The following is a 26,014-nucleotide window of genomic DNA, read 5'->3' as shown; positions in this document are numbered from 1 at the left end:
AATGAATTGAAAAACATATCTGTGGAAAATAATAAGATTCAGCACTAAAGGCTTGACCTTGAATGCCACCGTGAAATAACCAAAGTCAAATGAATGAACTACGCTTAAATCATGTTTTATTTTATTGATTATTAATGAGAGATTTTAATGTCAAAGCTCATGATTCTGTCCCTTGATGATACAAAAACTTTGAAATGGATCGGCTAAGATAAAAAGGTAAATCAACAACGTTATAGCTGCGATGATTTATCTATAATTGGGTTAAAGGATTTGACTTCAAAACTAGTAGAGTAATTATGACTGAAATTCCAAGTATTCCATCGGTGCTGTTAGAACTCATCGACAAGTATCTACAGCAACAAAATATTTCGAATAGTCAGCTCAATGAACTTATGCAACTGTATGCCAATCAACCGAGAATGCCATTACACAAATGGTGGAATCTGCTCGAAGAAATCTACCAGCAACACCCTACCCCTGTTTTGGGACATTATATTGGTGAACTGTCGGAACCTCACCATATTCATATTTTAGGTTACTTGGCATTATCCAGCCCCAATCTGCTCAGCTTTTTGAATTGTTTTAAGAATTTCCAACCCCTTTTACAAAACTCTGCTTCATTTTCCATCGTGCAGAAAGAAGATCGTTTTTGTATGTGCTGGACGCCTGTCGTGCATAAAAACTCTCAGCTTTCAAATGAAGTGCTGCTTTCAGGCGTATTGCGTACCATCCGAAAGATTTTACACCAGCCAGATATTCGTCCTTTAAAGATTGAGTTCTCTGCTGTTGCCCCGGCCGATACCACACCTTACCCACAGATCTATGGCTGTCCCGTCAGTTTTGATGCTGATGTTTTAAAATTATGGCTTCCACTGGAAATCTTGCATTTGCCCATCCCAAGTAGTGATCCACATCTTAAAAAACTGTTGGATCAACAAGCAGAGGCATTACTCAAGAGCATTCCAAATCCTGATACGTTCTTAAAAGATTTACAGCTACTGATCGTCAATATGCTCAAGATTGGTGAACCCTCTGCGGAGAATATTGCCAAACAGATGAATCTGTCTTTAAGAAGTTTTTATCGCAAGTTGAGTGGTTATAACCTGCAGTATAGTGATCTCGTAAAAAGTATTCGTTTAGAATTGGCGAAAAGCTACTTGATCAAATCAGAGCTGTCACTCACTGAAATTGCGCTATTACTGGGTTATGCCGAACAAAGTGCATTTAGCCGAGCCTTTAAACAATGGGAAAAGCTGACACCATCAGAATATCGAAAAAGTCATCTCAACTAAAAGTCTCTCAAAATAAAAAGAGCGAATCATCAACATGACTCACTCCTTTTAGAAAAATGCTGATTGGAAATTTAAAAACTAAATCCAATATTTAAATTGATGCGGTACAACCATTGATCGCTATATGGAGACACCGTTGAGGTGAACCCCGTTGCATTCGATGCGCCACCAATAATGTTGGCATTTTTACCCCAGGTATAATCTGCCCAGACCATAAATGGCGAAGCAATAAACATCATCCCTGTGGTATTCATTTGTGAATCTGACCAATCATCACGTTTCTTGTCCATATAACTATAGTCATTATAGAAACGAATAGCTTTAAGTTTGCCCATATTCTGCATAGGTAAGGTATAAGCCAAGTTTAAACTAGCCACTGTTGCTTCGGAAGCAATGAAATATGCTGGGGTAAAACCATTGTTACCCATCAAGGTCATGTCATTATTCACCCCATCTGGATTTTTGGCATCATATTGATAATGAATCACAGAGCTTTGTAAATTAAAGCGTTTGTAATTATTATCGGTATGCAAACCGACCGCATAATACTGACCATTTTTATCAGTGGTTGTATTATGCAATTGCGCGATCGCACCTGATACACCAAATTCTTGCTTGCCAAACTCGGTTTCTAACTTACGGACAATACGGGTGTTAAATTGATGGCGCTTTTCATTTTGATAGGCTTTCTGGGTCGGAAATGCATTGTCCGTCAGATCATCATAAGTGGCACTTTCAGGCGAGTAACGTAGGCTAGTATCCAACATTTGCGGATAATAGCCGAGTTTCACATCCCAATCCTTGTTGTGAAAATTCCAGTTCAAACCAGGTGCAATGTTATTGCCATAGCCCAAGAAAAATGGAATATGATAAGTCCAGCCATTTTGCGGGTAAGGATAAATGGTGAATGGCTTATAGACAAAACCAGCTTCTATACTATTATTTTCATTGAGATTATAGCCAAAATAAGCTTTCTCAATCGAACGTTTCTCTTGATCTTGAAATAAATAACTGGCATTGAAATAGGCATCATCAAATTTGCCTTTCAGATCGACCCTGAAAATATCAAAATAAAGTTTACCAAAACCGCCATTTGGCCCCTCCCAATTTTCATAGCGTTGGTTCAAGCGCACCACGCCACCCAATTTTACCGAATCCGTTCCATCTTCACTTTTCCATTCGAGGGCTGAGCTTTGCGCAAAAGCATGGGATGTCATACCCAAATAAAATGCAGCAAGCATCGCGACCATTGATGTCTTTTTCATATCTACTTCCTTTGCCTTCGTCCCAACGATCCTGTTGGTCTTGTTTTTGTTTTACCTATGAAACATAGTTTTTATCGCTTTATGGGCAAAAAAATTTGCCCATAAAACTGTCTTCACATCAGCACGGACTGCCAATACTCAGCGGGATTAGTACAATTTCTTCTGTGGTGGACCCGCGAAGTTCAGTGGACCAATTGAATTCATATCCAGTTCAATCACGCTTGGTCCCTGAAAATCAACCGCTTCCTGAATCACCGTCTTGAATTCATCAGCACTGCCCACTTTCCAGCTTTTCACGCCCATTGCTTCACCGAGTACTTTATAGTCTGGGGTATGCAATTCATTGAAATACTGGCGACCACCGAAGTAATTCTTCTGGATACCACGCATCACGCCATAACCACCATCATTCATGATCATCAGCACCATATTGGTATTTTCTTGCGCCATGGTTGCAATTTCACCAATACCTAACATCAAACCGCCATCACCGACTAAACCAATGACTTTCTTGTCAGGATTGGCAATCGAAGCACCAATCGCAGTTGCTAGACCAAGACCAATAGCCCCTGCTAAAGAGTGAATGTTCTGATTCGGTGCTTGCACTGGGAATAAACGACTGCCCCAGGTACTACCTGACATCGTAATGTCTCGTACAAAAATGCCATCTTGCGGTAATGCAGCACGTAAGTGATCACAGATCAAGGCATATTGATCCAACTGCGTACGTAATGCCTCGATTGCGGCCTGTTTTGCCTTCACCACAGCTGCATCATATTCCGCATCGACTTTGGAGATACCTTGCAAGCCCGTCAATACGCGTTGCAACACATCTTTGGCATCGCCACAGATGAAGTTACGAACTTTGTAATTACGCTGTTGCGCGACAGGATTGGCATCGATTTGAATAATATTGTCAGAGAATTGCACTGAATAGGTCTTGGTTTCATTACTACGTAAACGTGAACCCACCACCACCAATAGATCAGCATCTTTAAGCAACTGCTCAACGCCAGCCGAGTTATGGAATGCGCCTAAACTACGTGGATGATCATCGGCTAATACGCCACGCGCATGTGTTGATGACACTACAGGAATACCAAGATCAGCGATGGCTTTGACTTCTGCAACACTATTCAACGTACCGCCACCGATCCAGAACACTGGACGTTTGGCTTTTTTCAGTTCTTCAACGATTAAGTTGACTTCGACCTGTTCAGCTTGTGGCAATTCAAGGGCTTTTACTGGCCCTAAGTTCAGCGGCAAATCGATTTCTGCTGCTTGCACATCAATCGGTAACTCAACACTCACTGGCCCCATTGGTACTGTCGTTGCTACACGAATCGCTTCACGAATCACACCTACCGCATTGTCAGGGCTGGTAATACGAAATGCAGCTTTGCTCGATGCTCGTAAGAAAGTCAGCTGATCTTTGGTTTCATGAATAAAGCTTGCATCACGATCCAAATATTCACGCTCAACTTGCCCTGTTAAATGTAAAACAGGACTGCCTGCATTCATTGCTTCAATTAGTGAACCGACTGCATTGCCTGCACCTGCACCAGTACTGGTGAGCGCCACACCGAGTCCTTTAAAGCGTGAGTGACCATCTGCCATAGTGACCGCACCTGCTTCACCGCGAGCCGCTACAAACCGGATTTTTTCACGGCGACCAACTGCATCGGCAATCGGCAAGTTATGGATCGAGATCACTCCATAAATACTGTCTACTTGATGTGCTTCTAAAACACGGGCGATGGCTTCGCCAACATTTACACGTTCTGTCATTTGTATATTCCTCAAAAACTGTTCATTCCATGAATGTATTAATTCGCCCAAGGATTTGGCTGCTCGCTTAATCCCATATAGATGCTTTTTTGTTGCATGTAAGACAAAATGCCTAAACGACCTTTTTCACGCCCGATACCGCTTTCTTTAAAGCCACCAAATGGCGCAGAAATCGAGAATTTCTTATAGGTATTGATCCAAACCGTACCGACTTCTAAAGCACGGGCAATTTGCCATGCCTTACGATAGTTTTCAGTCCAGATCCCTGCTGCAAGGCCAAAACAACTGTCGTTGGCTTGTGCAAGTAAATCAGCTTCATCGTCATATTTCATCACCACTAATACAGGGCCAAAAATCTCTTCCTGACAAGTTTGTGCTGAATTACTTAAGCCTGTAATAATCGTTGGCAAGTAATAGCTACCTTTGGCAAATTCACCTTCGGTTAAGGCATGACCACCGACAAGCACTTGCCCACCTTCTTGTTTCGCGAGCTGTACATAGTCATCGACAGAAGCCAAATGCTTCGGGTTAATCAAAGACCCGAGATGTACGCCTGCGGTTTCAGGATGTCCAACACGCAAGCCTTTGGTAATTTCAACCAGACGACTGAGAAATTGATCATAGATACGGCTGTGTACAAACAGACGCGAACCTGCAATACAGGCTTGTCCAGCCGAACTGAAAATACCGTAAGCCACACCTTTTGCAGCCAATTCAATATCTGCATCTGGCAATACAATCGTTGGTGATTTTCCACCAAGCTCCAAAGAGGTTGTGATCAGTTTATCGGCAGCTAAATGTGCCAAATGACGACCAGTCGTGGTTCCACCCGTAAATGAAATCTTACGCACCAAAGGATGCTTTACGATTGCATCACCAATCACCGAACCACGTCCAACCAATACACTGAGCAAACCTTTCGGTAAACCCGCTTCTTCAAAGATTTTTGCGAGTTCCAACGCAATCAAAGAAGTTACTTCTGCTGGTTTTAGAATCACTGCATTACCGCCAGCAAGCGCTGGTGCCAATTTCTGTACCTCACTGGCAATCGGTGAGTTCCACGGGGTAATTGCAGCGACTACGCCCACTGGTTCATGCACGCTCATGGTCATGAAATCTGCGGCACGTTGCGTGGTCAACTCATCGTTCAAGGTTTCGCAGGCTGCTGCCACATAACGCGCAGTTGCTGCCGCACTCATCGTCAAGGCACGGGTTTCAGCCAAGGGCTTGCCATTATCACGGGTTTGCAACTTTGAAAGCTCATCCACACGCGCTTCAATAATGTCGGCCACTTTATATAAAATACGGGCACGTTCATGCGGCATGCTGTTACGCCACTCGGCTTTACGCCAAGCCGCATCTGCCTTTTCAATGGCTTCATTGACATCATCCAAACTCGCCGTTGAGATTTCAGCATTCACCGATTGATCTGCTGGAAATAAACTTTGAATCGTAGCGCCTTTACCTAATCGCCATTCACCAGCGATATAAATTTCCTTTACCATGATCAAATCCTTTTAAATCTGAATTGCTTCAACACTATTGCGGCAAGCGCGAATCACGCTTAATGCAGCCAAGGTTGAGGTTTTTGGATTACTCGCCAATGGCACACCGACCAATTCAATGGTCATTTCACCGAATACACCTTCTGCCACAATGGTGTGCTTGTTTTTGTTGATACTCGGATCAACCGTCAGCTCAACCATGGTCTCATCCATACCCAGTCCTGCCAGTGCAATCGTGGCTGCCACATTGGCATTGGCTGGAAACCTCAAGGCTGCTTCTCTGGCTGTACCACGGAAAAAAACTGTTGCTTCACTGACCTGATCGAGGTCAACCAATTGTTCCGCATAGCTACCACGCCAGCTTTTTGGACTTTTACAGCCCTTATAGGTGACCTTTTCCAAACCACCTTCTTTGGCTGCTGAGATACCATCGATCCCAGCAATGGCACCTGCCAATAAATGTAGGTGCGCATCATGTTGTTCAGCGGTTGTTTTGAGCTGAATTAAAAATTCGTTATCCGCCAAAGTGCCCACTGAAATCAGGCCAATGGTCCAGCCTTTTTCCAAGACTTTTTGCGCGTGTTCTTTCACCGCAGCTTGGCCTGCCACTTCAATCACATAATCAGGTGTCCCCTGACACTGTTCGATTGAGCTAATCACTTGTACTCCAGCAGCAACCTGCGCCTGTACTTTTTCTACACTGCGTGCAGGGACCACAATCCATTTAAGTTGCAGGTCTTGTGGCATGTGGGCATACACTTCTGCCGCCATCGCTCCAAAACCGATCATCATCAACTGTTTCATGTGAACACCTTATAAATGTTTATTAAATCCACCAGAGACATCCAGTGTCGAACCTGTGGTATACGATGCCAAAGGCGATGCTAAAAACACCAAGGCACGTGCTGGCTCTTCTGGCTTGCCTAAACGTTGCATTGGAATGCCACGGTTTTTGGCAATATTGCCTGTCCACTGTTCCCATGTTGCATTTGGGTCTGAACGGGTTTCAAAACGGCGTTTCCACTGTGCTGATTCCACCATGCCCAACAGGATTGAATTGACACGAACACCGTACTGGGTAAATTCATGTGCCAGTGAATGGGTTAGATTCAGCAATGCTGCACGTGCAGATGAAGTCGCAATCATGTGCGGTTCAGGTTGCAGTGCCAGCAAAGAATTCACATTGGTAATCGACCCGCATGCCGAATGTTTTAAATCATTTAAAAAAGCACGTACTGGATGTAATACACTGAAATACTTCAGTTCAATTTCTTTCATCCAGTCTTCGTCTTGGGTATTTTCAAAATTAGATACGCGCCCCTGACCTGCGTTATTGATCAGCATGTCGACATTGCCCAGATTCTGATTGACCTGTTGTGCAAAGCGTTTTACATCTTCTTTATCCAAAACATTGCAAATACTGGTGAAGATGTTGGCATGCGGATATTTTTCTAAAATATACAGTTTTGATGCTGCCAAACGCTGCTCATCTCGACCACACCACGCCACCTTGGCACCTTCAGCAACTAAAATTTCGACTGCAGCCAAACCAATGCCTGACGAGCCACCTGTTACAACTGCTACTTTTCCTTCAACTTGGAAGCTCATATCCATATCTCTCGTTTAAGTCTTAATGTGCCGATAGAACAATGTCGTTAAACTGTTCAGGTTGATCGACATAACTCAGATGACCTGCATCTGTAATGAGATGACATCGGCTCAATTGCATTTCTACAGCAAGTTCCTTGATTGCTTGTGCAGGCGTAATTCCATCCTTGTCGCCCGCAATCACCACACAAGGAACAGTAAGTTTGGTTAAATAATTTCGAATTTCGTCATACGCCAACAAATAGGATGCTCGGGTAAAACCATCTAATGTCAGTTGCCCCATCACCTCACTGACCAAAGCCAGTGCCTGAGGTTCCTGTTTATAGATCAAATGCGGTCCACGACTGGCAGCCATGCCTGCATTGCCCAAGCTTTTCAACATATTCGGGCGTTTTTGATAGACCTGTGCTTTGGTTTCTTCATCGGAACGTTGATAACCTTGTGCTGCATTGGCAATCACTAAAGTCTGTACCCGTTCAGGATGAAGGTGGGCAAAAGCACTGGCCTGTAATGCGCCCAATGAATGACCAATTAAAATAGCTTTTGAAATGTTCAACGCATCCATCAAGCCCAGTACACGTTCCGCATAATCGGTTGCCTTGGGTTGATCTGTGGTTAAGCCATCCGATAAGCCATAACCTGGTGCATCCCAGGCAATGACATGAAAATGTTGACTGAGTGTCTCTAACTGATTGATCCAAGAGGCTGAACCTGAACTAATTCCATGTAGCAAAATCAAGGGCTGACCTTGGCCTGCCTCACGATAGGCTTGCAGGTAACCATTTACAGCAACGGTTTTGACTGGATATTGGGCTAAGGTCTCAATCAGTGTCATCATGTCATTCCTTCAACGTTTATAAGATCAATCGGATTAACGTTTGATTTGAGACAACGGATGCTCAGGTGGATAATTCGGAATGGTTGGTTTACCCGCGCCCAACATCACACACATCAAGGCATCTTCCTGACCAGGATTGAACAGACCACGATAAATACCCGGTGGAATTGAAATCAGGTCACGTTCTTTCAGTCTGGTCTCGAATTTTTCACCGTTATGTTCAATGAACAGGTCAATCTCGCCACGTAACATGAAAAATACTTCTTCAACATCGTGATGAATATGCAAAGGCCCTTCACATTGCGCAGGTAAAACCATGGTTGAGAAGGTAAAGTTTTCAGCTGGAACCGTATTGCCATCATTGACCACACCTGTTGCGCCAGTGCCCATATAGCGCATTTGTGCACGACGATATTTCGGGTCGTAGTCCGCTTGGAACTTCAAAGCATCAAAATCATATTTACGTGTTTCAAAGCGTGCGATACGTGTATTCAACCAATCTTGTAAATTTGTACCTTCAGGTTGTGTCCATGATTCGAATTGTTGAGTAGTCATGTTTTAACTCCTAGGTTTTTGATAAATAGTTGGATTAATAACGTTTCAATAAAGGAAGCAAGAAGAACGATCCGATTACAGCGACGGCTGCCAAGAAGGTTATTCCTAAATTAAAACTGTGTGTTTGCATCACGATATAACCGATCAGAACAGGTGCAATTGCACTGGCAAAATTCCCCATCCCATTGAAAATTCCACCCGCAGTTGCCCCAACATCAGCAGTTGTTACACGGGCAAGTAACGCGAATACTGCTGCGACACCGAAGCCCCAAGCCATTGCACTTAAAGACATCGCTGCGATCACGAGAATCGGATCAGTCATAATGACCATGACATACATGAAGATGCCTGCCACCAATAAACCGCTAAAGACTTGAATGGCACGGCGACCTAACTTGTCCGAAAGGAATGCGCCAATCACTTCACCAATCAACATGGCAATAAATGGAAAGCTTGAATAAACGCCAAACTCTTTTAGGTTAAAACCTTTATCTTGAATCAGATAAGAAGGCACCCAACTGTTTAAGCCCCATAGATAGGTCATCAATGCAATATTGAAGATACAGACCAACCAGAAAGCACGATTCTGTAATAGCACTTTGGTGTTATGAATATGACCTTTGAAATTGACACGTTTGCTGGTCGATTCCAGTTCAATGGTTTTCTTAAGTTGTAAATTGCGCAAGCCAAAAGCAATCGCAAGCAATGCAATTACGGTCAAACCTGCCATTACAAAGAATGTGGTGTGCCAATCATGCTTTGCTAAGACTGCAGCAGTAATTGGAAAACCCAAGAATGCACCAATCGGTGTTCCTAATAAAAACATGGTCGAAGCACGTGCTTGCTGATGATCAGTATAAGTTTGTTTCACGATGGCATAAGCCAATGCAAACAATGGTCCCTCAGCCAAGCCAAGCAAAACTCGCAAGATCAACATGCCTGTATAATTTGTGGTAAATCCCATACAGAACATGAGCAAACCCCATGATGCGACGCTCCAAAACAGCATTTTCTTCGGATTAAAAATATCGCCCAAAAAGCTTAAAAACACCGAGGAGAATCCATAAGCCAACAAGAAGCTGGTCATGAGCCATCCGAGTTTTGCCTTGTCTTCTGCAATTCCCATCGCACCTTGAAAGTGCGGGTCAGCAAATAAAACCGCGATACTAATTTTGTCGAAAAATGCCAGAACGACACATACCATCAGGACAAAAGCAGGAACCCAATGCTTTAATCCACTTTTCTCTTCATTACTCATACTTCATTCCTTCGATTGAGTCATGAACCGGATCTAATGTTTATGGTTTTAATTTCATGACATTAAATTCAGGGTCTGCTAATAATTTTGGGTCTAACTCGGTATTGGACTGCATCCAACGCTTTGCCAGCTTGACCAGTTTAGAATCATTAATCGCAATCATGTTCAGCAAATGGTTTTGATCATCTAAATACAAATAACTGCATTGATCATCTGCGCTTTTGCGAACCACAATCTGCTCGGTTTTTTCCGGTTGATAAGTGCCTAATATCTGAATATTGAAGTGATACTGATCTGACCATAACCATGGAATATCGGTATATTCAGTCTCTATTCCCAGCATTGATTTTGCTGCGGCAATCGCCTGATTCTGTGCATTGGCCCATGACTGGATGCAATAACCCAAACCTGGATGAATGGCAACATCACCGGCAGCATAAATATCTTGGTCAGAGGTTTGACCAAAGCCATTCACCACAATGCCATCTTTTACATCTAGGCCAGCATTGACACCAAGCTCTTTGGCAATATCAGCACCTGCGCCGACAACAACACAATCAAACAACTCGCTCGCATTGGGATGATTCACCACTTCAACTTTTTGCTGACCCGCTTCAATCAAATGCAAATTTTTACTGTCTAAATGAATCTGTGTCCCTTGTTGCTCATGCATGCTTTTTAGAAAAGCAGATACATCAGGGCTAACACTACGAGCACAAAGACGATCGCCATATTCAAAAATATGAACTTCTTTGCCTTGTTTACGCGCTGTCGCTGCAATTTCAAGACCGATCCAGCCACCACCAATCACCGCTAACTTTTGCGAATGCTGCAAGATCTCGGCTAAACGCTCGCAATCTTGAACATTACGTAAAGTCACGACATTGGGAATAAACTGCCAGGTATTCACAGGAACACGGGCACGACTACCTGTTGCGATCAACAATTTGTCGTAAGGTAAAACCTGACCGCTTTCCAGAACCACATGCTTCTGCTGGCGATCAACCTGAGTGGCAACCGCTGGCTTATGCCACTGAATGTTAAAGTCCTGTACCTGCTCTGGAGAAAACAGATGCAAGCTTTCATAAGTGGCTTCTTTTGAAAGCACCTGTTTTGACAATGGTGGGCGTTCGTAAAACACACGGTCTTCATTTGAGACCACATGAATTTCACCTGAATATCCATTTTGACGCAAAGTACTAACTGCCCAACCTGCGGCTTGTCCTGCACCCACGATTACGATTCTTTCCATAGCTTAATCTCCCTGCTAAATCTGTACTTATGCAGGTTTGACTTGACGACGAGTATGATCATCCAAACCGCCTTCAATCGCCCACTCCGTAAAGAGTTCTAGACGATGTTCTTCGATACGTGGCTGCCATTCTTCTGTCAAAAAGTCATCATTGGTATAGTATTCAAATGCGCCACCAAGTGGTGAGTTGACATACCAAAAATAGGCTGAAGAAATTGGATGACGTCCTGGACCAATAAAGGTTGACCAATCAGAACGGTTCATGTGCAATCCACCGCCAATTACTTCATGAATATCACGAACCACGAATGCCACGTGATTGAGACCTGCTGGTTTATTCGGAACAGAAAGTAAGAATAAATCATGGTGGAAACCTTGGCCTCGACAGCGTAAGAATGCACCACGGTTACGATAAGCGTCTGACAGATGAAAACTGAGCTTCTCACGATAGAAATTTTCAGTTGTTTCTAAGTCTGGGGTAAAAAACACCACATGACCAATCGCAACAGGTTGTCCTTTTTCATACACAGGACTTGCTGCATTGACACGTTGCACATTGCCATACTGGTTAATACCTTCTGTTTTTAATGCAGGCAACTCTTGAGTAAAGCTTTTCTGGAAGCGAATGGTCATGCCATTCGGATCTATGCATTGCACCATATCAGCACTGGCTTGATAACCCTCTACATCATTTAAGCGAAGTGCAAGCTGAGCCAAATCATGGGCTGCATCATCCAAACCCCAAGTCACTTCACGTAGGGTTGAACCTGATTCAATTGCTTTAGGTAAGCGAATATCATCACAATCAAATAAATAGATCTTGCTACCATTTTGGGTTTGGTAAAGATCTGCCCCTTCAATATCTGACTGGCTTTGCTTTAGACCGAAATCTGCCAAAAACTTATTCGAAGCAGCTCTGTCCTCAACGCCAAATTTTAAAATCTCAATCCCTGTAATCATGAGATTACTCCTTAATTAAAGACAAAACCGCCATTTACTGGAATATTCTGTCCTGTCACAAATGAGGACAAATCCGACAATAAATAAAGGGCTGTTCCGTTCAAATCCTGTGGTAATTGCTGACGTTGAATCGCACGACCATTGACATATAAATCGTGACGTTCTTGCGGCACATAGGCTGTTGCTTCAACCAGAGTCAACCCTGGTGAAAGCGTATTGATACAGATATTGAATGGTCCAAGTTCTCTTGCCATCGAACGCGTCATTGCAGTCAAGGCACCTTTGCTTGCCACATAGGCCATCAAATTCGGCGCACCCCATAAAGCAGTATCTGATGCCACATTAATGATTTTGCCTGCATGCGACTGTTTAAGGTAAGGCACCGCAGCCTTAGTCACTAGCCAAGTACCTTTCACATTAATATTCATGACACGATCCCAAAGATCCGCGTCATAGTCCATCATGCTCTTACCACCCACATTGGTTGCAAGCGCAGCACAATTGACCAATCCATCAATACCGTCCATGTTTTCAGCTGCTTGCTGTACCGCTTGCTGGATCGAGTCAGAATTTGCCAAGTCAATGCTCACCGCATCAACCTTTAAACCTTGTGTTCGCAAAGCTGTTGCTTCGCTTTGCACAAGATCGGTTAGGATATCAGCCATGACCACATGAGCACCTGCTTCAGCAATGGCCTGAGCAAAGTCCCGTCCTAAGCCTCTCGCTGCACCTGTGACAAAGACTTTCTTGTCCTGCAACAATGCGACGTTAACCATGAACTTCTTCCTGCATTTCAATACGGTTTGACGTATTTAATGCGGCAATTTTCTTTAACTGCTTTTCCGCTTCTTTTTTCATGAGGCGGCGTAAACGAGATAAACCGACATCATGTTGATAGAGAAATTCATGGCGACGTGCATTGGGTGCAAGATTTTCTAAAATAATGCGATCCTGCTCCAATACATCCCAGTGCAATTTTTCTAAATGATTACGGTAAAGGAAACGCCAAACATTACGTTGCCAACCACCGACTTTACGACAGCGCCAGAAGAACACACGGGTATTTTTTTCATCAATTGGTGTTGCATAGCCAACAATCCAAAACTCACCACCTGGCCCAAAATCTTTACGATATGGAATCGAAAGACGTAACCAGCTTGCGCCTGTATTGGCATATTCAACCCAGTCAAAATTCACTCCGACTTGACCTTCTTTTTCAAAAATAAAACCATGTTCAGTCGAACGATGTTTCATTTCCGCAGTACGATCACCCTCAGCCATCGAATGTGAAGTGCAATGCAAGTAGCTGCCATGCATTGGGTCCATCACATTATCAATTGCATATTGATGATTCACTTCCCAATCTGCCTGACATAGGAATGAACTCCATTCCTCACTCGCCAACTGCTCTGGAAAATCCAGTGGCTTCGGCGCTTCTTTGGCATCGATGCCAAACCACATGAAAATTGCACCATGTTGTTCAATCACAGGATAACTTTTTACACAGGTCGTACCTTTCATTGGGCAATCATGTACCGCAGGCACATCCTCTACCACACCATCATGGCGAACTTCGACACCGTGATACCAGCAAGCAACTCGATTACCCAGATTCCAACCTAGAGAAAGACGTGCGCCACGATGCGGGCAGCGATCTTCCAAAGCATGAATTTGACCTTCGGCATCACGCCATACCACGATGTTTTCGCCCAAACGAGTGATCCCGACAGGATTCGCTGCAACTTCCCAACTTGCTAAAACGGGGTGCCACTGATCACGCAAACCCAGATCCAAATACTCTTCTACAGTTGGCGTAACTGATACTGCTGCGTTCATAACTGTTCTTCCTTGAATCAATAACCCAAACGTTGCATTTCTTCTGAAAATGCTTCAGAAGTCCATAGCTCACCAGACTCGCAACGGAAGCCCTGCTGATTTAAAGATTGAACTAAATCACCAAGCTCTGTTACACCTGTCGAAAAGGCCTTGATTAAGTGCTGAACAAAATCCTGTTCGTAGACTGTTGGCTCTTTATAACGCGTCTGCCAAACCAGAAGTTCTGACTGTCCTGGTATTTGAATATTGTTAATCCCTGCTTCGGTCGCTGGCGTGGCATGAATCCAATTCGCTAGCTTCTCATTAAAAGTTTTCATGAGATTCCATCCTTATAAATAAGACTTATAGTTGAATTTGAACGTCCTGCCCTTCAACACGTACGGGATAAGTGCATAAATCACGACATCCCGGACCACTTTTTAGCTCACCCGTTTGAATATCAAAAATTGCCTCATGTAATGGGCATTCCACTGTTTGATCTTCAATAAAACCTTCTGTTAATAAGGCAAAAGCATGTGGGCAAACATTCTCGATGGCAAAATAATGATCATCGATGAAAAAAACGCCTATTTTCTTACCGTCGACTTCAATGGCTTTCGGCTCATCTTCGGTGATGTCGTCTTGCTGACAAACTGAGATCCAACTCATCCTTGCATCCTCATTTGTTTTATATATAAAACAATATTTGATATAACAAACTTTAATAAAGAATACTCCTATGCAGTTTTTCCTGTCAAATTAAATATATCTTTAAAATTCAGCATCTTGATTTTTATTACACATTATTTTACGTTTTACTGAAAAAATTTTGTTTTATATATAAAAATATATTTTATAAATCTATTTGCAGTTACAATACAAACCGAAGAAAACGAAATGTACAAATTTGTGCTTTTTTGATAGGAAAATTAACTCAATGAATTCGAAAGTTGAAACAGACTCCCAAGAATCTGATGCAATAAAAAATGATGAGCGTTATTTAGTCCCTGGCTTAGTTCGTGGCTTGGCAATCCTGCAAGCCTTTAATCAACAAACCCAAGAAATGACCATCACAGAAATTGCCGAGATTTTAGATGTAAACCGTTCTAGTGCATTTCGACTGATCTATACCTTGGAATCTTGTGGTTTTCTGAGAAAGGCATCGCAAAAAACCTATGCACTAGATTCAAAAGTCATGGAGCTTGGCTTTAATAGTCTATCTAGACAGTCCCTATTAGATTTAGCGACACCGCTCATGAAAGAGCTTCGCGATCAAACCCAGCTTGCTGTCCACCTTTCTATATTGGAAGGGACACATATCGTCTTTATTAACAACATTCAATCCAATGGAACATTTACCAGTAATATTGGGTTAGGTACACGTTGGCCTGCCCATGCGACTGTCATTGGGCAAATGCTGTTGGCCGATTTACCTGAAACTGAGATCAGGGATCGTTATAAAGGTTTTAGTCAGTGGGACACTTTTTCTGAACTAACACCTAAAAACCTCAAAGAATTACTACAGCGTCTTAGCTATGTAAAAACACAGCACTCCATGGTGAGTTGGGGTCATTACAACCATGATATGGCAGCCTGTGCTGCACCGATTTATAAACAATCAACCAATAAAATGGCTGCTGTTCTCTCTGTGAGCTGTCCATTAGGCAGTTATGATGAGCATCATTTTAGAAATGAAATTGCTGAGACGGTGATCCAAACGGCAGATAAAATCTCTAAATTCATCTATTAATCTATAAAAAAAGCAGCTTCAGCTGCTTTTTTTAATCGATAAACCAATCAATCATGCTTCATCAGTCTTTAGTTTCTTCTTTAAGCGTTGATCCATTAATTGGAACAGTGGCCGTGAAAGATTCATTGCCCAAGTCGGTGCAGTATTTAGTAAGGCATTTGCAACAAGGCCCGTTTTACTACTGACACGATAAGATTTTTTCTCAATGGCTTTCACAATCCATCCCGCTGCTGCAGGTGTATCCAACATCTTCATATGTTTATATATTGCTGTTTTAGAAGACATTGGTGTTCTGACCATTGGAAAATAAACAATACTGACATCAATTCCTTTTCCTTTTAACTCCATCGAAAGCGAACGAGAAAAAGACTCAAGTGCCGATTTACTGGCCAGATAGGCTGAAAATAAAGGAATTGGAACCTGCGTTGACATGGTTGAAATATTGACGATATGACCCGAAGCATTGGCTAGAAAATGAGGTAATAAATGCAGTGTCATATTCACTGCGGCAAAATAATTGATCTGCATGGTGCGTTCATAATCGTGTAAGCGATCAAGTGATTCCAAGATCGGACGCCTGATAGAGCGCGCTGCATTATTCACTAACACATCAATCTTTTGATGTTCAGACAATATTTTATCTAAACACGCTTTGAGCTGCTCAGCATCAGTGATATCTGCTGGATAAATAGAGACTTGCCCCGCTTGAGCTTGAATCGTAGCCTGAACCTTCAGTAATTCATCAGCACGACGTGCAATCAGACAAACCGTTGCTCCGGCTTGAGCAAGTTGAATCGCTGCCTCTGCGCCAATTCCACTTGAAGCACCTGTAATAATGATCGTCTTTTTGCTTAAATTCATTATGCTTCCTTAAATACAATATTGCTGAAATTTTGATGTAGAACATCTAACAGCAGTGACTGCAGATCAATATTGGTGTCCATTTTTTATTAAAATGCCATGTAGTAAAAAGTTACAGCGCTTTAATCTTAAATTGATTCATTTGAATTGCAATTTTTTTCAAACCATATGTAGCCGAAGACTTAAGCTGCATAAGCGCAATGTTTGTCACCAAAGGAATCTTGCTATCCAACCAAATGCTATAGGTTAAATTTGTACATTCACCAACCTGCTCAAATTCCAATCGGCCTAAATGATAAGAAAACAGACTATTTTTTAACATTTTATATTCAATCAGCTGGTTGGATATGCTTTGGGTAATTTCTTCTTGGATTGGTTTTAACGGGCCGATTCCCATTTTTCGAATTGAACCGATCCCATCAGTATTATGAGCATCATTAGAAGTTTTTATCACTACGGATTGCAGCGGCCACAACACGGTATTGAATGTTCGGTGTTTAGAAAAAAGTAGAAAAATAAAGTCGATAGGTGCATTAAAAGTTTGCTTCATGACTACACATTTAGGCATCGGATCTATTCCTTTTCAAAACATGCTCCATACACGGTTTCTTTAACCATGAAATTGATGTAATGCTCCTTAGTATTGGATAAAACTTATCGATTCAAGTTTAACCATGGATTTTTACATCTAAATTTTGGAACTATTTAGATTTTTAAGTATAAAGCCCTTGCCTGATATAACTTGACACTTTGCTTAATTCTTTGACTTTGCGTGCCATTTTCAATATATAAAATATAAGAAGTTTCGTGTTACTTGGTTGGGCACTTACACGCACCAAACATGTTGTATACAAAATACACAGGAGCATCTTCGGGGTAAACATCAATGTCTTTGACCATACATAAAAGTCCCTCACTGAGGATAATCAAAATATCCTTGTTTCGACTAACAACCACTCCTTTCTTAATTGTTTTATTCATATTATCGACATGATGTATAAAAAAGACCTTTCGACCTGATTTAATATGACTTGGAATAATCTTTTTGTACAAACCACAACTTTTACAAATCCATTTCTTCACTCTTAAATCTCAAAAGACAAAAGAGTCATCATATTAAAAATAAAGAAAGATGAATAAACATTAAAAACACTAAAAATTAACATCAATATCTTTTTTTTGCACTCAAAAAAGCACTAAAACATATAAACACATATGAGTCATAAAACAAAAACAAATTGGGACAAAATTTTGAATAAACAACAACTCTCCCACAAAAAACCATGATCATACAATAAAAAATATAGAGATTAATTTTGTTTCTAAAATTGAGAACATATCTATATTTATGGTAAAACGATTAAAATATCTCTCAGCAAAAAAGATAAACTATCATGAAACAGAGCAATACTTTACCAATGACTTTCATTACATAAGTAAAGATCAAAACATTAGCTCAAATACGATCTATCATTTTTTGTAAAACTTGAATAGTAATGAATGTAGATATGAAGTCCAAAAAATTAAAATATTATCAAAAAACATTTATTTAATTCACTTAAATTGCATTAATAATAGAATAAAAAAAATTTACCACAACACTATTCTTATTCACGGCGTGTCGATTTTAATCATAAAAAGAATTGAGAATCGATATCTTATCTCAGATGCAATTGAATTTAATAATGAGCAAAGTTCTCCAATTTACTCAGTCTTAAAAAAATTCAGTTAAATTTATATCAAGAAAATTCTATTTACCCTTTTCTTAATCAATAGCTTAAATAATAAAAAAGACCTAAAGCGTGGGTCCTACGCATTTAGGTCTTTAACTTTTGTCATTTATGAAATATCAACGCACATATATTTAAGCTCTAAATATTCCTCAATGCCGAATTGAGAGCCTTCACGGCCTAGACCTGATTGCTTGATTCCACCAAAAGGCGCAACTTCATTTGAAATCAATCCCGTGTTCACACCTACCATCCCATATTGCAGGGCTTCACCGACACGCCATTGACGTGCCACATCTTTGGTGAAGATATAACTGGCCAAGCCGAACTCGGTATCATTGGCCATCGCGATGGCTTCAGCTTCTTCATTGAAACGGAATAAAGGAGCCAATGGGCCAAAGGTTTCTTCCTTGGCAACCTTCATCTCCTGTGTCACGTCTCTTAAGATGGTCGGTTCAAAGAACGTTTTACCCAATGCATGTGGTTGACCACCGACAACAATTGAAGCGCCTTTACTGCATGCATCGGCAATATGTGATTGCACTTTTTCGACTGCATCTTGATCAATCAATGGGCCTTGGGTCGTACCATCTTCACGCCCATCACCAACACGGAGTTGCTGCTCAACCGCAACTTTCAAGCGCTCACAAATCGCCTCATAAATCCCTGCTTGAACATAAATACGGTTGGCACAAACACAAGTCTGTCCACTGTTACGGAATTTGCTGACCATAATGCCTTGCACTGCACGCTCGACATCCGCATCATCAAAAATAATCACAGGGGCATTGCCACCCAGTTCTAGTGAAAGTTTTTTAATGGTTGGCGCACATTGTTTCATTAAGATACGACCAACATCGGTAGAGCCTGTAAAACTGAGTTTACGTACCGTATCGCTTGCGCATAGGGTTTGTCCGACTGCTACCGCATCGCCACTAATCAGAATAAATAAATCCGTAGGTAAACCTGCCTGTTCAGCAAGAACAGCTAAAGCATAGGCAGTTAATGGTGTTTGTTCTGCGGGTTTAACCAACATCGAACAACCCGCAGCCAAAGCAGGTGCAATTTTTCGGGTGATCATGGCTGCTGGAAAATTCCACGGGGTAATTGCTGCAGTCACCCCAATCGCTTGCTTAAGTACAATCAAACGCTGTTGAGATTGAACTGGGGTTAACACAGAACCATCAACACGGCGTGCCTGTTCTGCAAACCAGCGAATAAATGAAGCGGCATAACCAATTTCACCACGTGCCTCGGCTAAGGATTTGCCTTGCTCTGCTGTCAGAATCTGCGCCAAAGCTTCACGATGTTGCAAAATCAACTGATACCAAGCCAATAGAATGTCGGCGCGGACCAAAGCAGTTTGCTGCTGCCATTGTGCTTGAGCGATGGCTGAACGAGCAATAGCGGCTTCCACATCAGCTTGTTCAGATCTCTTCACCCAAGCCAAAGCCTGCCCTGTTGCAGCATCATCCACTACAAAGTATTTTTCTGTCGAAGCTGAATCAAAGCGAATATCTGGATGCTTTAATAAAGCCTGTAAACCAAAATCAATCATGCTTCAGCTCCAACAAGCTTTTGCGATGCAGGTTGTTGTGCAGCAATAGCATCTTGAATAATCACCAATGCTTGATTGAACTGAATTTCAGGAATGGTCAATGGATACAAGAAACGAATCACATTGCCATGCTTACCACAGGTTAAAAGCAATAAGCCCTGCTCCATTGCATATTGCTGAATGGCTTTCGCCACTTCTGGTTTCGGTTGGCCCGTTGCATGATCACCAAACTCAACCGCAACCATCGAACCCAAAGCGCGAATATCAATGATATCTTTGGCATGTTTCTGTGCTGCTGTGAGCATCGCCACTAATTCTGAACCTAAAGTATTGGCACGCTGACATAGCTGTTCATCTTCAATCACGTCAATCACGGCATTGGCTGCTGCAATCGCCAGTGGATTACCTGCATAAGTACCGCCTAAACCACCTGGATTTGGTGCATCCATCACTTCGGCACGACCGACAACACCCGACAGTGGAAAACCACCACCTAAGCTTTTTGCCATCGTAATCAAATCAGCTTTGACGGGATAATGTTGCATGGCAAACAATTCACCTGTACGTGCAAAACCCGTTTGGACCTCATCGGCAATTAAAAGAATACCGTGTTCATCACAAATCTTGCGTAATTGCTGCATGAATTCTACAGGTGCGACATTAAAACCACCTTCACCTTGTACAGGTTCGAGCACAATGGCTGCCACATCGTGTGCTGCAATATCCTCACTAAAAATTTCTTCTAAACTAATCAAGGCATCTTTAACCGTAATGCCTTTTGAAGCAACAGGATAGCGTGCATGAAACACTCCAGCCGTCATCACCCCAAAATCACGTTTATAAGGTGCTGTTTTTCCCGTCATGGCCATGGTCATAAAAGTACGACCATGAAAACCACCGCCAAATGTAATAATACCGTGACGACCTGTCGCAGCACGTGCAATTTTCACTGCATTTTCAACCGCTTCTGCACCTGTGGTAAAAAATGCTGTTTTTGCAGGCCCCTCAATAGGCGCTCGTGCATTGATGCGCTCAGCCAGTGCTACATAACTTTCATACGGTACAATCTGGTAAGCCGTATGCGTAAATTTATTCAATTGCTCAGCCACAGCTGCAATCACTTTCGGATGACAATGTCCTGTATTTAAAACTGCAATTCCACCTGCAAAATCGATATATTCATTGCCTTCCATGTCCCATAAAGTCGCATTGCTCGCACGTTCAGCATACCATTGGCACATGACGCCAACACCACGTGGTGTTGCTTGCTGTTTACGAGCATTTATTGCAATATGCTTTGCATCCATTTTTTACCTCTACACGACTAAACAATAATCTTTTGGAGCATTTAAACGGCTTCATCGAAAAAAAACTTGCTGAAACAACGTTAAAATGCGCTATAGGTACCTAATGTGTACCTTTTATAGGGAATAGACGAGAGCCATTTTTGGACTAAAGGAGAGAGCCAATTGCGTACCTTGTTAGGCGACTACCTGTTACAGCACTTACAGCAGATCAGTGAAGGGACCTTACCTGCTCGGGTTTTTCATTGTCTAAGAGAGGCCATTTTAGAAGGGGTTCTTGCACCCAATACTCGTCTGCCCGCTTCCCGTGATTTGGCCAATGAACTACATGTTTCACGTAATACAGTACTCAATGCCTATGAACAGTTACGGGCTGAAGGTTATATTCAGGCACATACAGGTCGAGGCACTTGGGTTTCAGAAAACCTGCCTGAAAGCTATACTCAAGTTGGTACAGCAACCATTCATACTGCAACAACTAAAATCGATCCAAATGGCACACTCTCCAAACGCGGCGCAAGTTTACTTCAACATGCAGCAGCCTCCCCTTATCAATGGGGAGCTTTTGTGCCTGGTGCACCTGATGTCACAGAATTTCCACATGCCGAATTTAATCGAATTAAGTCCCGTCTAAGCCGCCAGCCTGAAATTGCCAATTTGATTTATAGCAATGCTGGAGGATGTACTGAATTACGTCAGGCACTGGCGGACTATCTGCGGATTGCCCGCTCAGTCAATTGTGAAACCGACCAGATCATTATTACTGAAGGCATCCATCAGGCGGTTGATCTGGTATCGCGTGCTTTGTGTGACTTGGATGATCATGTCTGGATTGAAAACCCTGGCTATTGGGGTGCCAAGAATATTCTGCGTATCAATGGCTTAAATATTATTCCTATGCCAGTTGATGCGGAAGGAATTATGCCTGAAGAGCAACCTTCAACCCCGCCTCGTCTAATTTTTGTCACCCCTTCACATCAGTATCCTTTGGGTTCACACCTCAGTTTGCCTAGACGTAGGAAATTGCTTGATCTGGCTAAACAGTGTAACAGTTGGATCATTGAAGATGATTATGATAGTGAATTCCGTTTTTCGGGTCAGCCCTATCCATCTTTACAGGGTTTGGAAGATAATCCACCCGTAATCTATATTGGTACTTTTAGTAAAACGATTTATCCCGCCTTACGTATTGGTTATATGGTTGTTCCCAAACAATTGGTGCAGCCTCTACGTACCATTTCGGCTGAGCTTTATCGTGGCGGCCATCTATTGACTCAACGGGCCTTGGCCGAATTCATTCGTGAAGGACACTATGCAGCACATATCAGACGAATGCGTCTGCTCTACAGCAAAAGACGTAAATTCTTGATTGAATTGATTCACCGCTATCTGGGTGATGTGTTTTTACATGAATTTAATCATGATGCTGGCTTGCATTTAGTGCTGAAGTTACCAGAACATGCCAATGATATTGAAGTCTCGGCACTGGCACTTTCTCGTGGCGTCAATGTTCGTCCACTCTCTCAATATTACTCTGGTACGGATACGCCAGTTCAACCCGGTTTATTGCTTGGATTTGCCTGTGTTCAAGAACAAGATATGACGTTTGCTTTTAGTATCTTGCGTCAATGCTTAATCGAAAATGGCATTGAACTTTTTCCACAGAACCGTTGATCACACAAAATCATGCTGGGTTGAGGAATGATGCCAACTCAACCAAGTGAAGCCTACCCATCAATTCAATTTAAAAGCATAAATCCAAACTGACTTTGACCCGATCTAAAACAATTAAGGTTCGATAGGTCTTGACGTCATTATTGTCTGCAAAATGCCTTCTAACCAAAGTTTCAAAATGCGATAAATTATTGGAGATCATAATGATGATAAAAGAAACACCGCCATTAACGAAATAGCATTGTTGAATTTCATCGACTGCCGCAAAGTACTGCTTTGCCCGATCCATAACCACTGAACGATCTTCAGCGAGACGGACTTCAATAATAGAAGTGACCTTCTCACCAAACTTTTTAGGACTCAATACCGCACAATTTTTTTCGATAATGGATTCTTGTTCCATTCGGACAATACGTCGTTGTACCGATGCTTGGGAAAGACCGATTTGATCTGAAATCTGTCGATGTGAGGTTTTATTATCCTGCTGTAATATTCTCAAAATTGCATAATCGAAATGATCAAGTGAAATCTCAGCCATGAATTAATTCCTCATCTTTTGCTAATAATAGAGTGAATAACTCATTCACTTCAATGAATAAGCAGATTTTAATCACGGGTCTAGAACTAAAATCTCATGATCCATCTCTTAGTCATCGACATGATTTCTTCTGCTCACCCTAAACAAGAACTGGCTTTGGCCGCAGCCTGCTTATCCCTGATCTCTGTTCAGATTGGTGCTGCGATTGCAAAAACGTTGTTTCCAATCTTCGGAGCAGAAGGCGTTGCGGTCATTCGCTTAAGTTTCTCCGCTATTTTGTTATGGATTATATTTAAACCATGGCGTACTTTTCATGCCGACCTGCCTTGGAAAAACCTTTTTATTTATGGACTCGTGCTCAGCTGTATGAATCTTTTAATTTATAGAGCATTTGCCCATTTATCTATTGGTATTGCCATTTCAATTGAAGTTTTAGGCCCTTTAACTGTCGCGATATTCATGTCAAAGCAGAAACAGGATTTAATTTGGGGTGGTCTCTCATTGATCGGCTTAATACTTTTGCCTTTAGGGGGGAGTCATCAAAATTTTAGCTATCTAGGCATGGGGTACGCACTCGCGGCAGCATGCTGTTGGAGACTTTATATTGTCTATGGCGCCAAAGTTGCAAAAGGTGGCGGAAATACCGTCGCAATTGGAATGCTGGTTGCCAGCTTATTTGCACTCCCTTTTGGCATTACCGATATAAGTAATATTCTGCATTCATACTGGATACTATTGCTCTGCATTTTAGTTTCGCTACTTTCCAGCACGATTCCATTCTTATTGGATATTTTTGCAATGAAAAAACTAGAGCCCAAAGTCTTTGGAATATTATTGAGTGCTTCGCCTGCGGTCAGTGCCATTGCGGCTTGGTTAATTCTGGGAGAGCAGCTCAATCTTTATCAGATTCTTGGTATTGCGATTATTATGACTGCTTGTGCAGGTTGCTCATATTTCGCCTATAAAAAATCAGGCCTCAGCATTCAAACAGAGACCTGATGCTTTTTTAAATTTGAACTAATCTACACGTACTGCGACTGGCCTATTACTTTTCTGCTTACGCGTCACAATCAAACCGCAGATCACGACACCTATGGTTACACTCAAGGACAATGTTGTTTCATGACTATATTGCGGTGATAAGAACATATATCCCAACACGCTCATAATCACGATAATTACAAACCATGTCAGCCAAGGAAATAGCCACATTTTAAAAGGAACAGTTGCCCCCTTTTTTTCTAACTTGCTTCTTAAGCGTAACTGAGAAAATGCGATCACCAGATAAACCAATAGTGCAATTGAACCCGTGGTTGAGAGCAAGAAACCAAAGACTTGACCTGGAAACAGATAATTGACAGCGCAACAGATGACACCAACAAAAGTCGATGCAAATACAGCAATGGTGGGTACACCTGCTCCATTGATTTTAGTGACAAGTTTAGGTGCTTCATGACGTGCACCCAACGCAAACAACATTCGGGAGGAGGTATATACAGCTGCATTCATACAACTTGCAACAGCGATAAATACCACGGTGTCCATAATCAGCTTGGTTTGTGGAACATTGAGACTGACCAACACATACTGAAATGTCCCTAATTTCTGTAAGTCTGGCGAACGCCAATCGACCAAGGCAACGGCAAGAAAAATAGACACCACAAAGAATAAAATAATGCGATAAAGCACCAAGTTGGTGGCTCGTTTAATCTTTTCTTCTGGATTTTTAGATTCTGCTGCCGCGATCGACAAAATTTCAATACCAAAAAATGAAAATGCCGAAATTAAGATGGCTGATAAAACCCCACCCATGCCATGTGGCATAAAGCCGCCATTTGAAAATAGATGACCAACACCACTAACATCTTTAGCTAGAGGCCAAAACCCAAAGACTGCCGTGACACCAATCAAAATAAATACAATAATTGCAATCACTTTGATTAAAGCAAACCAGAATTCAAACTCACCAAAACTTTTGGTGCTAAAGAAATTCGCCAAACTCAGCAGAATAATAAACGCGAAAGCATAAATTGCACTGGAAACCTGTGGAAACCAAGCATGTAAAATTTCAGCACCCGCAATCGCTTCGATTGGAATCACTAAAACCCAAAACCACCAATATAACCATCCAATAGTAAAACCAGCCCAAGGGCCAATTGCTTTACGTGCATAGGTGGAAAATGAACCTGTATCTGGTTGTGCAACGGCCATTTCACCGAGCATACGCATGACCAGAAAAACCAGAATACTGGTAATGATATAAGCCAATACCGCAGCGGGCCCTGCTTTGGCAATTGCAGCGGATGAACCGACAAATAAACCTGCACCAATAACTCCACCAATACTGATCATCGTGATATGGCGGTTGGAGAGTCCTTCACCTAATTTTGTTGTTTTCGTACTATTCATATTTTATTCCTTAAAAATACGTATCAAGCCGTTAATTACATTTTTCAATTCCTA

25 protein-coding genes are annotated in these 26,014 nt (G+C 42.0%); 4 read left to right on the top strand and 21 right to left on the bottom strand.

The window, feature by feature from the left end; translation table 11 throughout:
• Nucleotides 1–296: 296 nt before the first annotated feature.
• Nucleotides 297–1,292 (top strand): AraC family transcriptional regulator, encoded by a 996-nt coding sequence (locus MMO42_RS09150; RefSeq protein WP_241320234.1) that lies wholly within the window; start codon nt 297–299, stop codon nt 1,290–1,292.
• Between the two features lie 71 nt (nt 1,293–1,363).
• Here the strand turns inward: MMO42_RS09150 and MMO42_RS09145 are convergent, their stop codons facing one another.
• From MMO42_RS09145 to MMO42_RS09080, 14 genes are all read right to left on the bottom strand, one after another.
• On the bottom strand, nt 1,364–2,557 hold the full coding sequence (locus MMO42_RS09145; protein WP_241320232.1) for a hypothetical protein: 1,194 nt from the start codon (nt 2,555–2,557) through the stop codon (nt 1,364–1,366).
• Between the two features lie 147 nt (nt 2,558–2,704).
• On the bottom strand, nt 2,705–4,345 hold the full coding sequence (locus MMO42_RS09140) for a thiamine pyrophosphate-binding protein (RefSeq protein ID WP_241320231.1): 1,641 nt from the start codon (nt 4,343–4,345) through the stop codon (nt 2,705–2,707).
• 38 nt (nt 4,346–4,383) lie between these two features.
• Nucleotides 4,384–5,850, bottom strand: coding sequence for an aldehyde dehydrogenase (locus MMO42_RS09135; protein ID WP_241320229.1), 1,467 nt, complete (start codon nt 5,848–5,850; stop codon nt 4,384–4,386).
• A 12-nt stretch (nt 5,851–5,862) separates the two neighbouring features.
• The gene (locus MMO42_RS09130; RefSeq protein WP_241320228.1) at nt 5,863–6,654 is read right to left on the bottom strand and encodes an aspartate dehydrogenase; all 792 of its coding nucleotides are present in this window, start codon (nt 6,652–6,654) and stop codon (nt 5,863–5,865) included.
• A 9-nt stretch (nt 6,655–6,663) separates the two neighbouring features.
• Nucleotides 6,664–7,458, bottom strand: a complete 795-nt coding sequence (locus MMO42_RS09125; protein WP_005202798.1) for an SDR family oxidoreductase — start codon at nt 7,456–7,458, stop codon at nt 6,664–6,666.
• A gap of 22 nt (nt 7,459–7,480) precedes the next feature.
• Entirely contained in the window at nt 7,481–8,296 is an 816-nt protein-coding gene (locus tag MMO42_RS09120; protein WP_241320226.1) for an alpha/beta hydrolase, read from the bottom strand.
• Nucleotides 8,297–8,329: 33 nt separating this feature from the next.
• On the bottom strand, nt 8,330–8,851 hold the full coding sequence (locus tag MMO42_RS09115) for a cupin domain-containing protein (protein ID WP_004652930.1): 522 nt from the start codon (nt 8,849–8,851) through the stop codon (nt 8,330–8,332).
• A gap of 34 nt (nt 8,852–8,885) precedes the next feature.
• Entirely contained in the window at nt 8,886–10,109 is a 1,224-nt protein-coding gene (locus tag MMO42_RS09110) for an MFS transporter (protein WP_005295303.1), read from the bottom strand.
• Between the two features lie 40 nt (nt 10,110–10,149).
• Nucleotides 10,150–11,361, bottom strand: coding sequence for an FAD-dependent oxidoreductase (locus MMO42_RS09105; protein ID WP_241320224.1), 1,212 nt, complete (start codon nt 11,359–11,361; stop codon nt 10,150–10,152).
• A 27-nt stretch (nt 11,362–11,388) separates the two neighbouring features.
• Nucleotides 11,389–12,321: a VOC family protein gene (locus MMO42_RS09100; RefSeq protein WP_005295307.1), complete on the bottom strand. Its 933-nt coding sequence runs from the start codon at nt 12,319–12,321 to the stop codon at nt 11,389–11,391.
• An 11-nt stretch (nt 12,322–12,332) separates the two neighbouring features.
• Nucleotides 12,333–13,097 carry an SDR family oxidoreductase gene (locus MMO42_RS09095; protein WP_241320223.1) on the bottom strand — a complete coding sequence of 255 codons (765 nt, stop codon included), beginning with the start codon at nt 13,095–13,097 and terminating at the stop codon, nt 12,333–12,335.
• Nucleotides 13,090–14,157, bottom strand: a complete 1,068-nt coding sequence (locus MMO42_RS09090; protein ID WP_005295314.1) for an aromatic ring-hydroxylating dioxygenase subunit alpha — start codon at nt 14,155–14,157, stop codon at nt 13,090–13,092. The genes MMO42_RS09095 and MMO42_RS09090 overlap by 8 nt, the downstream gene beginning before the upstream one ends.
• A 17-nt stretch (nt 14,158–14,174) precedes the next feature.
• Complete coding sequence (locus MMO42_RS09085; RefSeq protein ID WP_005295316.1) at nt 14,175–14,474, bottom strand: recombinase-like helix-turn-helix domain-containing protein; 300 nt, start codon at nt 14,472–14,474, stop codon at nt 14,175–14,177.
• Between the two features lie 25 nt (nt 14,475–14,499).
• Nucleotides 14,500–14,805 carry a non-heme iron oxygenase ferredoxin subunit gene (locus MMO42_RS09080; RefSeq protein ID WP_005295318.1) on the bottom strand — a complete coding sequence of 102 codons (306 nt, stop codon included), beginning with the start codon at nt 14,803–14,805 and terminating at the stop codon, nt 14,500–14,502.
• A gap of 268 nt (nt 14,806–15,073) precedes the next feature.
• Between MMO42_RS09080 and MMO42_RS09075 the strand changes: the two genes are divergently transcribed.
• Complete coding sequence (locus MMO42_RS09075) at nt 15,074–15,886, top strand: IclR family transcriptional regulator (RefSeq protein WP_005295320.1); 813 nt, start codon at nt 15,074–15,076, stop codon at nt 15,884–15,886.
• A gap of 51 nt (nt 15,887–15,937) precedes the next feature.
• Here the strand turns inward: MMO42_RS09075 and MMO42_RS09070 are convergent, their stop codons facing one another.
• The 5 genes from MMO42_RS09070 to MMO42_RS09050 form a co-directional block, all read right to left on the bottom strand.
• Entirely contained in the window at nt 15,938–16,747 is an 810-nt protein-coding gene (locus tag MMO42_RS09070) for an SDR family NAD(P)-dependent oxidoreductase (RefSeq protein ID WP_241320221.1), read from the bottom strand.
• 112 nt (nt 16,748–16,859) lie between these two features.
• Nucleotides 16,860–17,315, bottom strand: a complete 456-nt coding sequence (locus MMO42_RS09065; protein ID WP_241320218.1) for an SRPBCC family protein — start codon at nt 17,313–17,315, stop codon at nt 16,860–16,862.
• A gap of 242 nt (nt 17,316–17,557) precedes the next feature.
• The gene (locus MMO42_RS09060; RefSeq protein ID WP_241320216.1) at nt 17,558–17,830 is read right to left on the bottom strand and encodes a hypothetical protein; all 273 of its coding nucleotides are present in this window, start codon (nt 17,828–17,830) and stop codon (nt 17,558–17,560) included.
• A gap of 756 nt (nt 17,831–18,586) precedes the next feature.
• Entirely contained in the window at nt 18,587–20,035 is a 1,449-nt protein-coding gene (locus tag MMO42_RS09055) for an NAD-dependent succinate-semialdehyde dehydrogenase (RefSeq protein WP_241320215.1), read from the bottom strand.
• Nucleotides 20,032–21,342 (bottom strand): 4-aminobutyrate--2-oxoglutarate transaminase, encoded by a 1,311-nt coding sequence (locus MMO42_RS09050; RefSeq protein WP_241320214.1) that lies wholly within the window; start codon nt 21,340–21,342, stop codon nt 20,032–20,034. The genes MMO42_RS09055 and MMO42_RS09050 overlap by 4 nt, the downstream gene beginning before the upstream one ends.
• 162 nt (nt 21,343–21,504) lie before the next feature.
• On the opposite strand from MMO42_RS09050, the gene MMO42_RS09045 reads away from it, so the two are divergent.
• Nucleotides 21,505–23,013, top strand: coding sequence for a PLP-dependent aminotransferase family protein (locus MMO42_RS09045; RefSeq protein ID WP_241320212.1), 1,509 nt, complete (start codon nt 21,505–21,507; stop codon nt 23,011–23,013).
• A gap of 70 nt (nt 23,014–23,083) precedes the next feature.
• Here MMO42_RS09045 and MMO42_RS09040 read toward each other — a convergent pair whose 3' ends face one another.
• Nucleotides 23,084–23,551, bottom strand: a complete 468-nt coding sequence (locus tag MMO42_RS09040) for an Lrp/AsnC family transcriptional regulator (protein WP_241320210.1) — start codon at nt 23,549–23,551, stop codon at nt 23,084–23,086.
• Between the two features lie 120 nt (nt 23,552–23,671).
• Here MMO42_RS09040 and MMO42_RS09035 point away from each other — a divergent pair, with 120 nt between their 5' ends.
• Nucleotides 23,672–24,550 carry an EamA family transporter gene (locus tag MMO42_RS09035; protein WP_241320288.1) on the top strand — a complete coding sequence of 293 codons (879 nt, stop codon included), beginning with the start codon at nt 23,672–23,674 and terminating at the stop codon, nt 24,548–24,550.
• 18 nt (nt 24,551–24,568) lie between these two features.
• Here MMO42_RS09035 and MMO42_RS09030 read toward each other — a convergent pair whose 3' ends face one another.
• The gene (locus tag MMO42_RS09030; RefSeq protein ID WP_241320209.1) at nt 24,569–25,960 is read right to left on the bottom strand and encodes an amino acid permease; all 1,392 of its coding nucleotides are present in this window, start codon (nt 25,958–25,960) and stop codon (nt 24,569–24,571) included.
• Nucleotides 25,961–26,014: the final 54 nt, after the last annotated feature.

It is taken from the genome of Acinetobacter sp. ANC 3882, from assembly GCF_022549545.1.
In the GTDB taxonomy this organism is placed as follows: domain Bacteria; phylum Pseudomonadota; class Gammaproteobacteria; order Pseudomonadales; family Moraxellaceae; genus Acinetobacter.
Note: the sequence above shows the minus strand (reverse complement) of the source record. Positions and strands in the feature narration are given on the sequence as shown.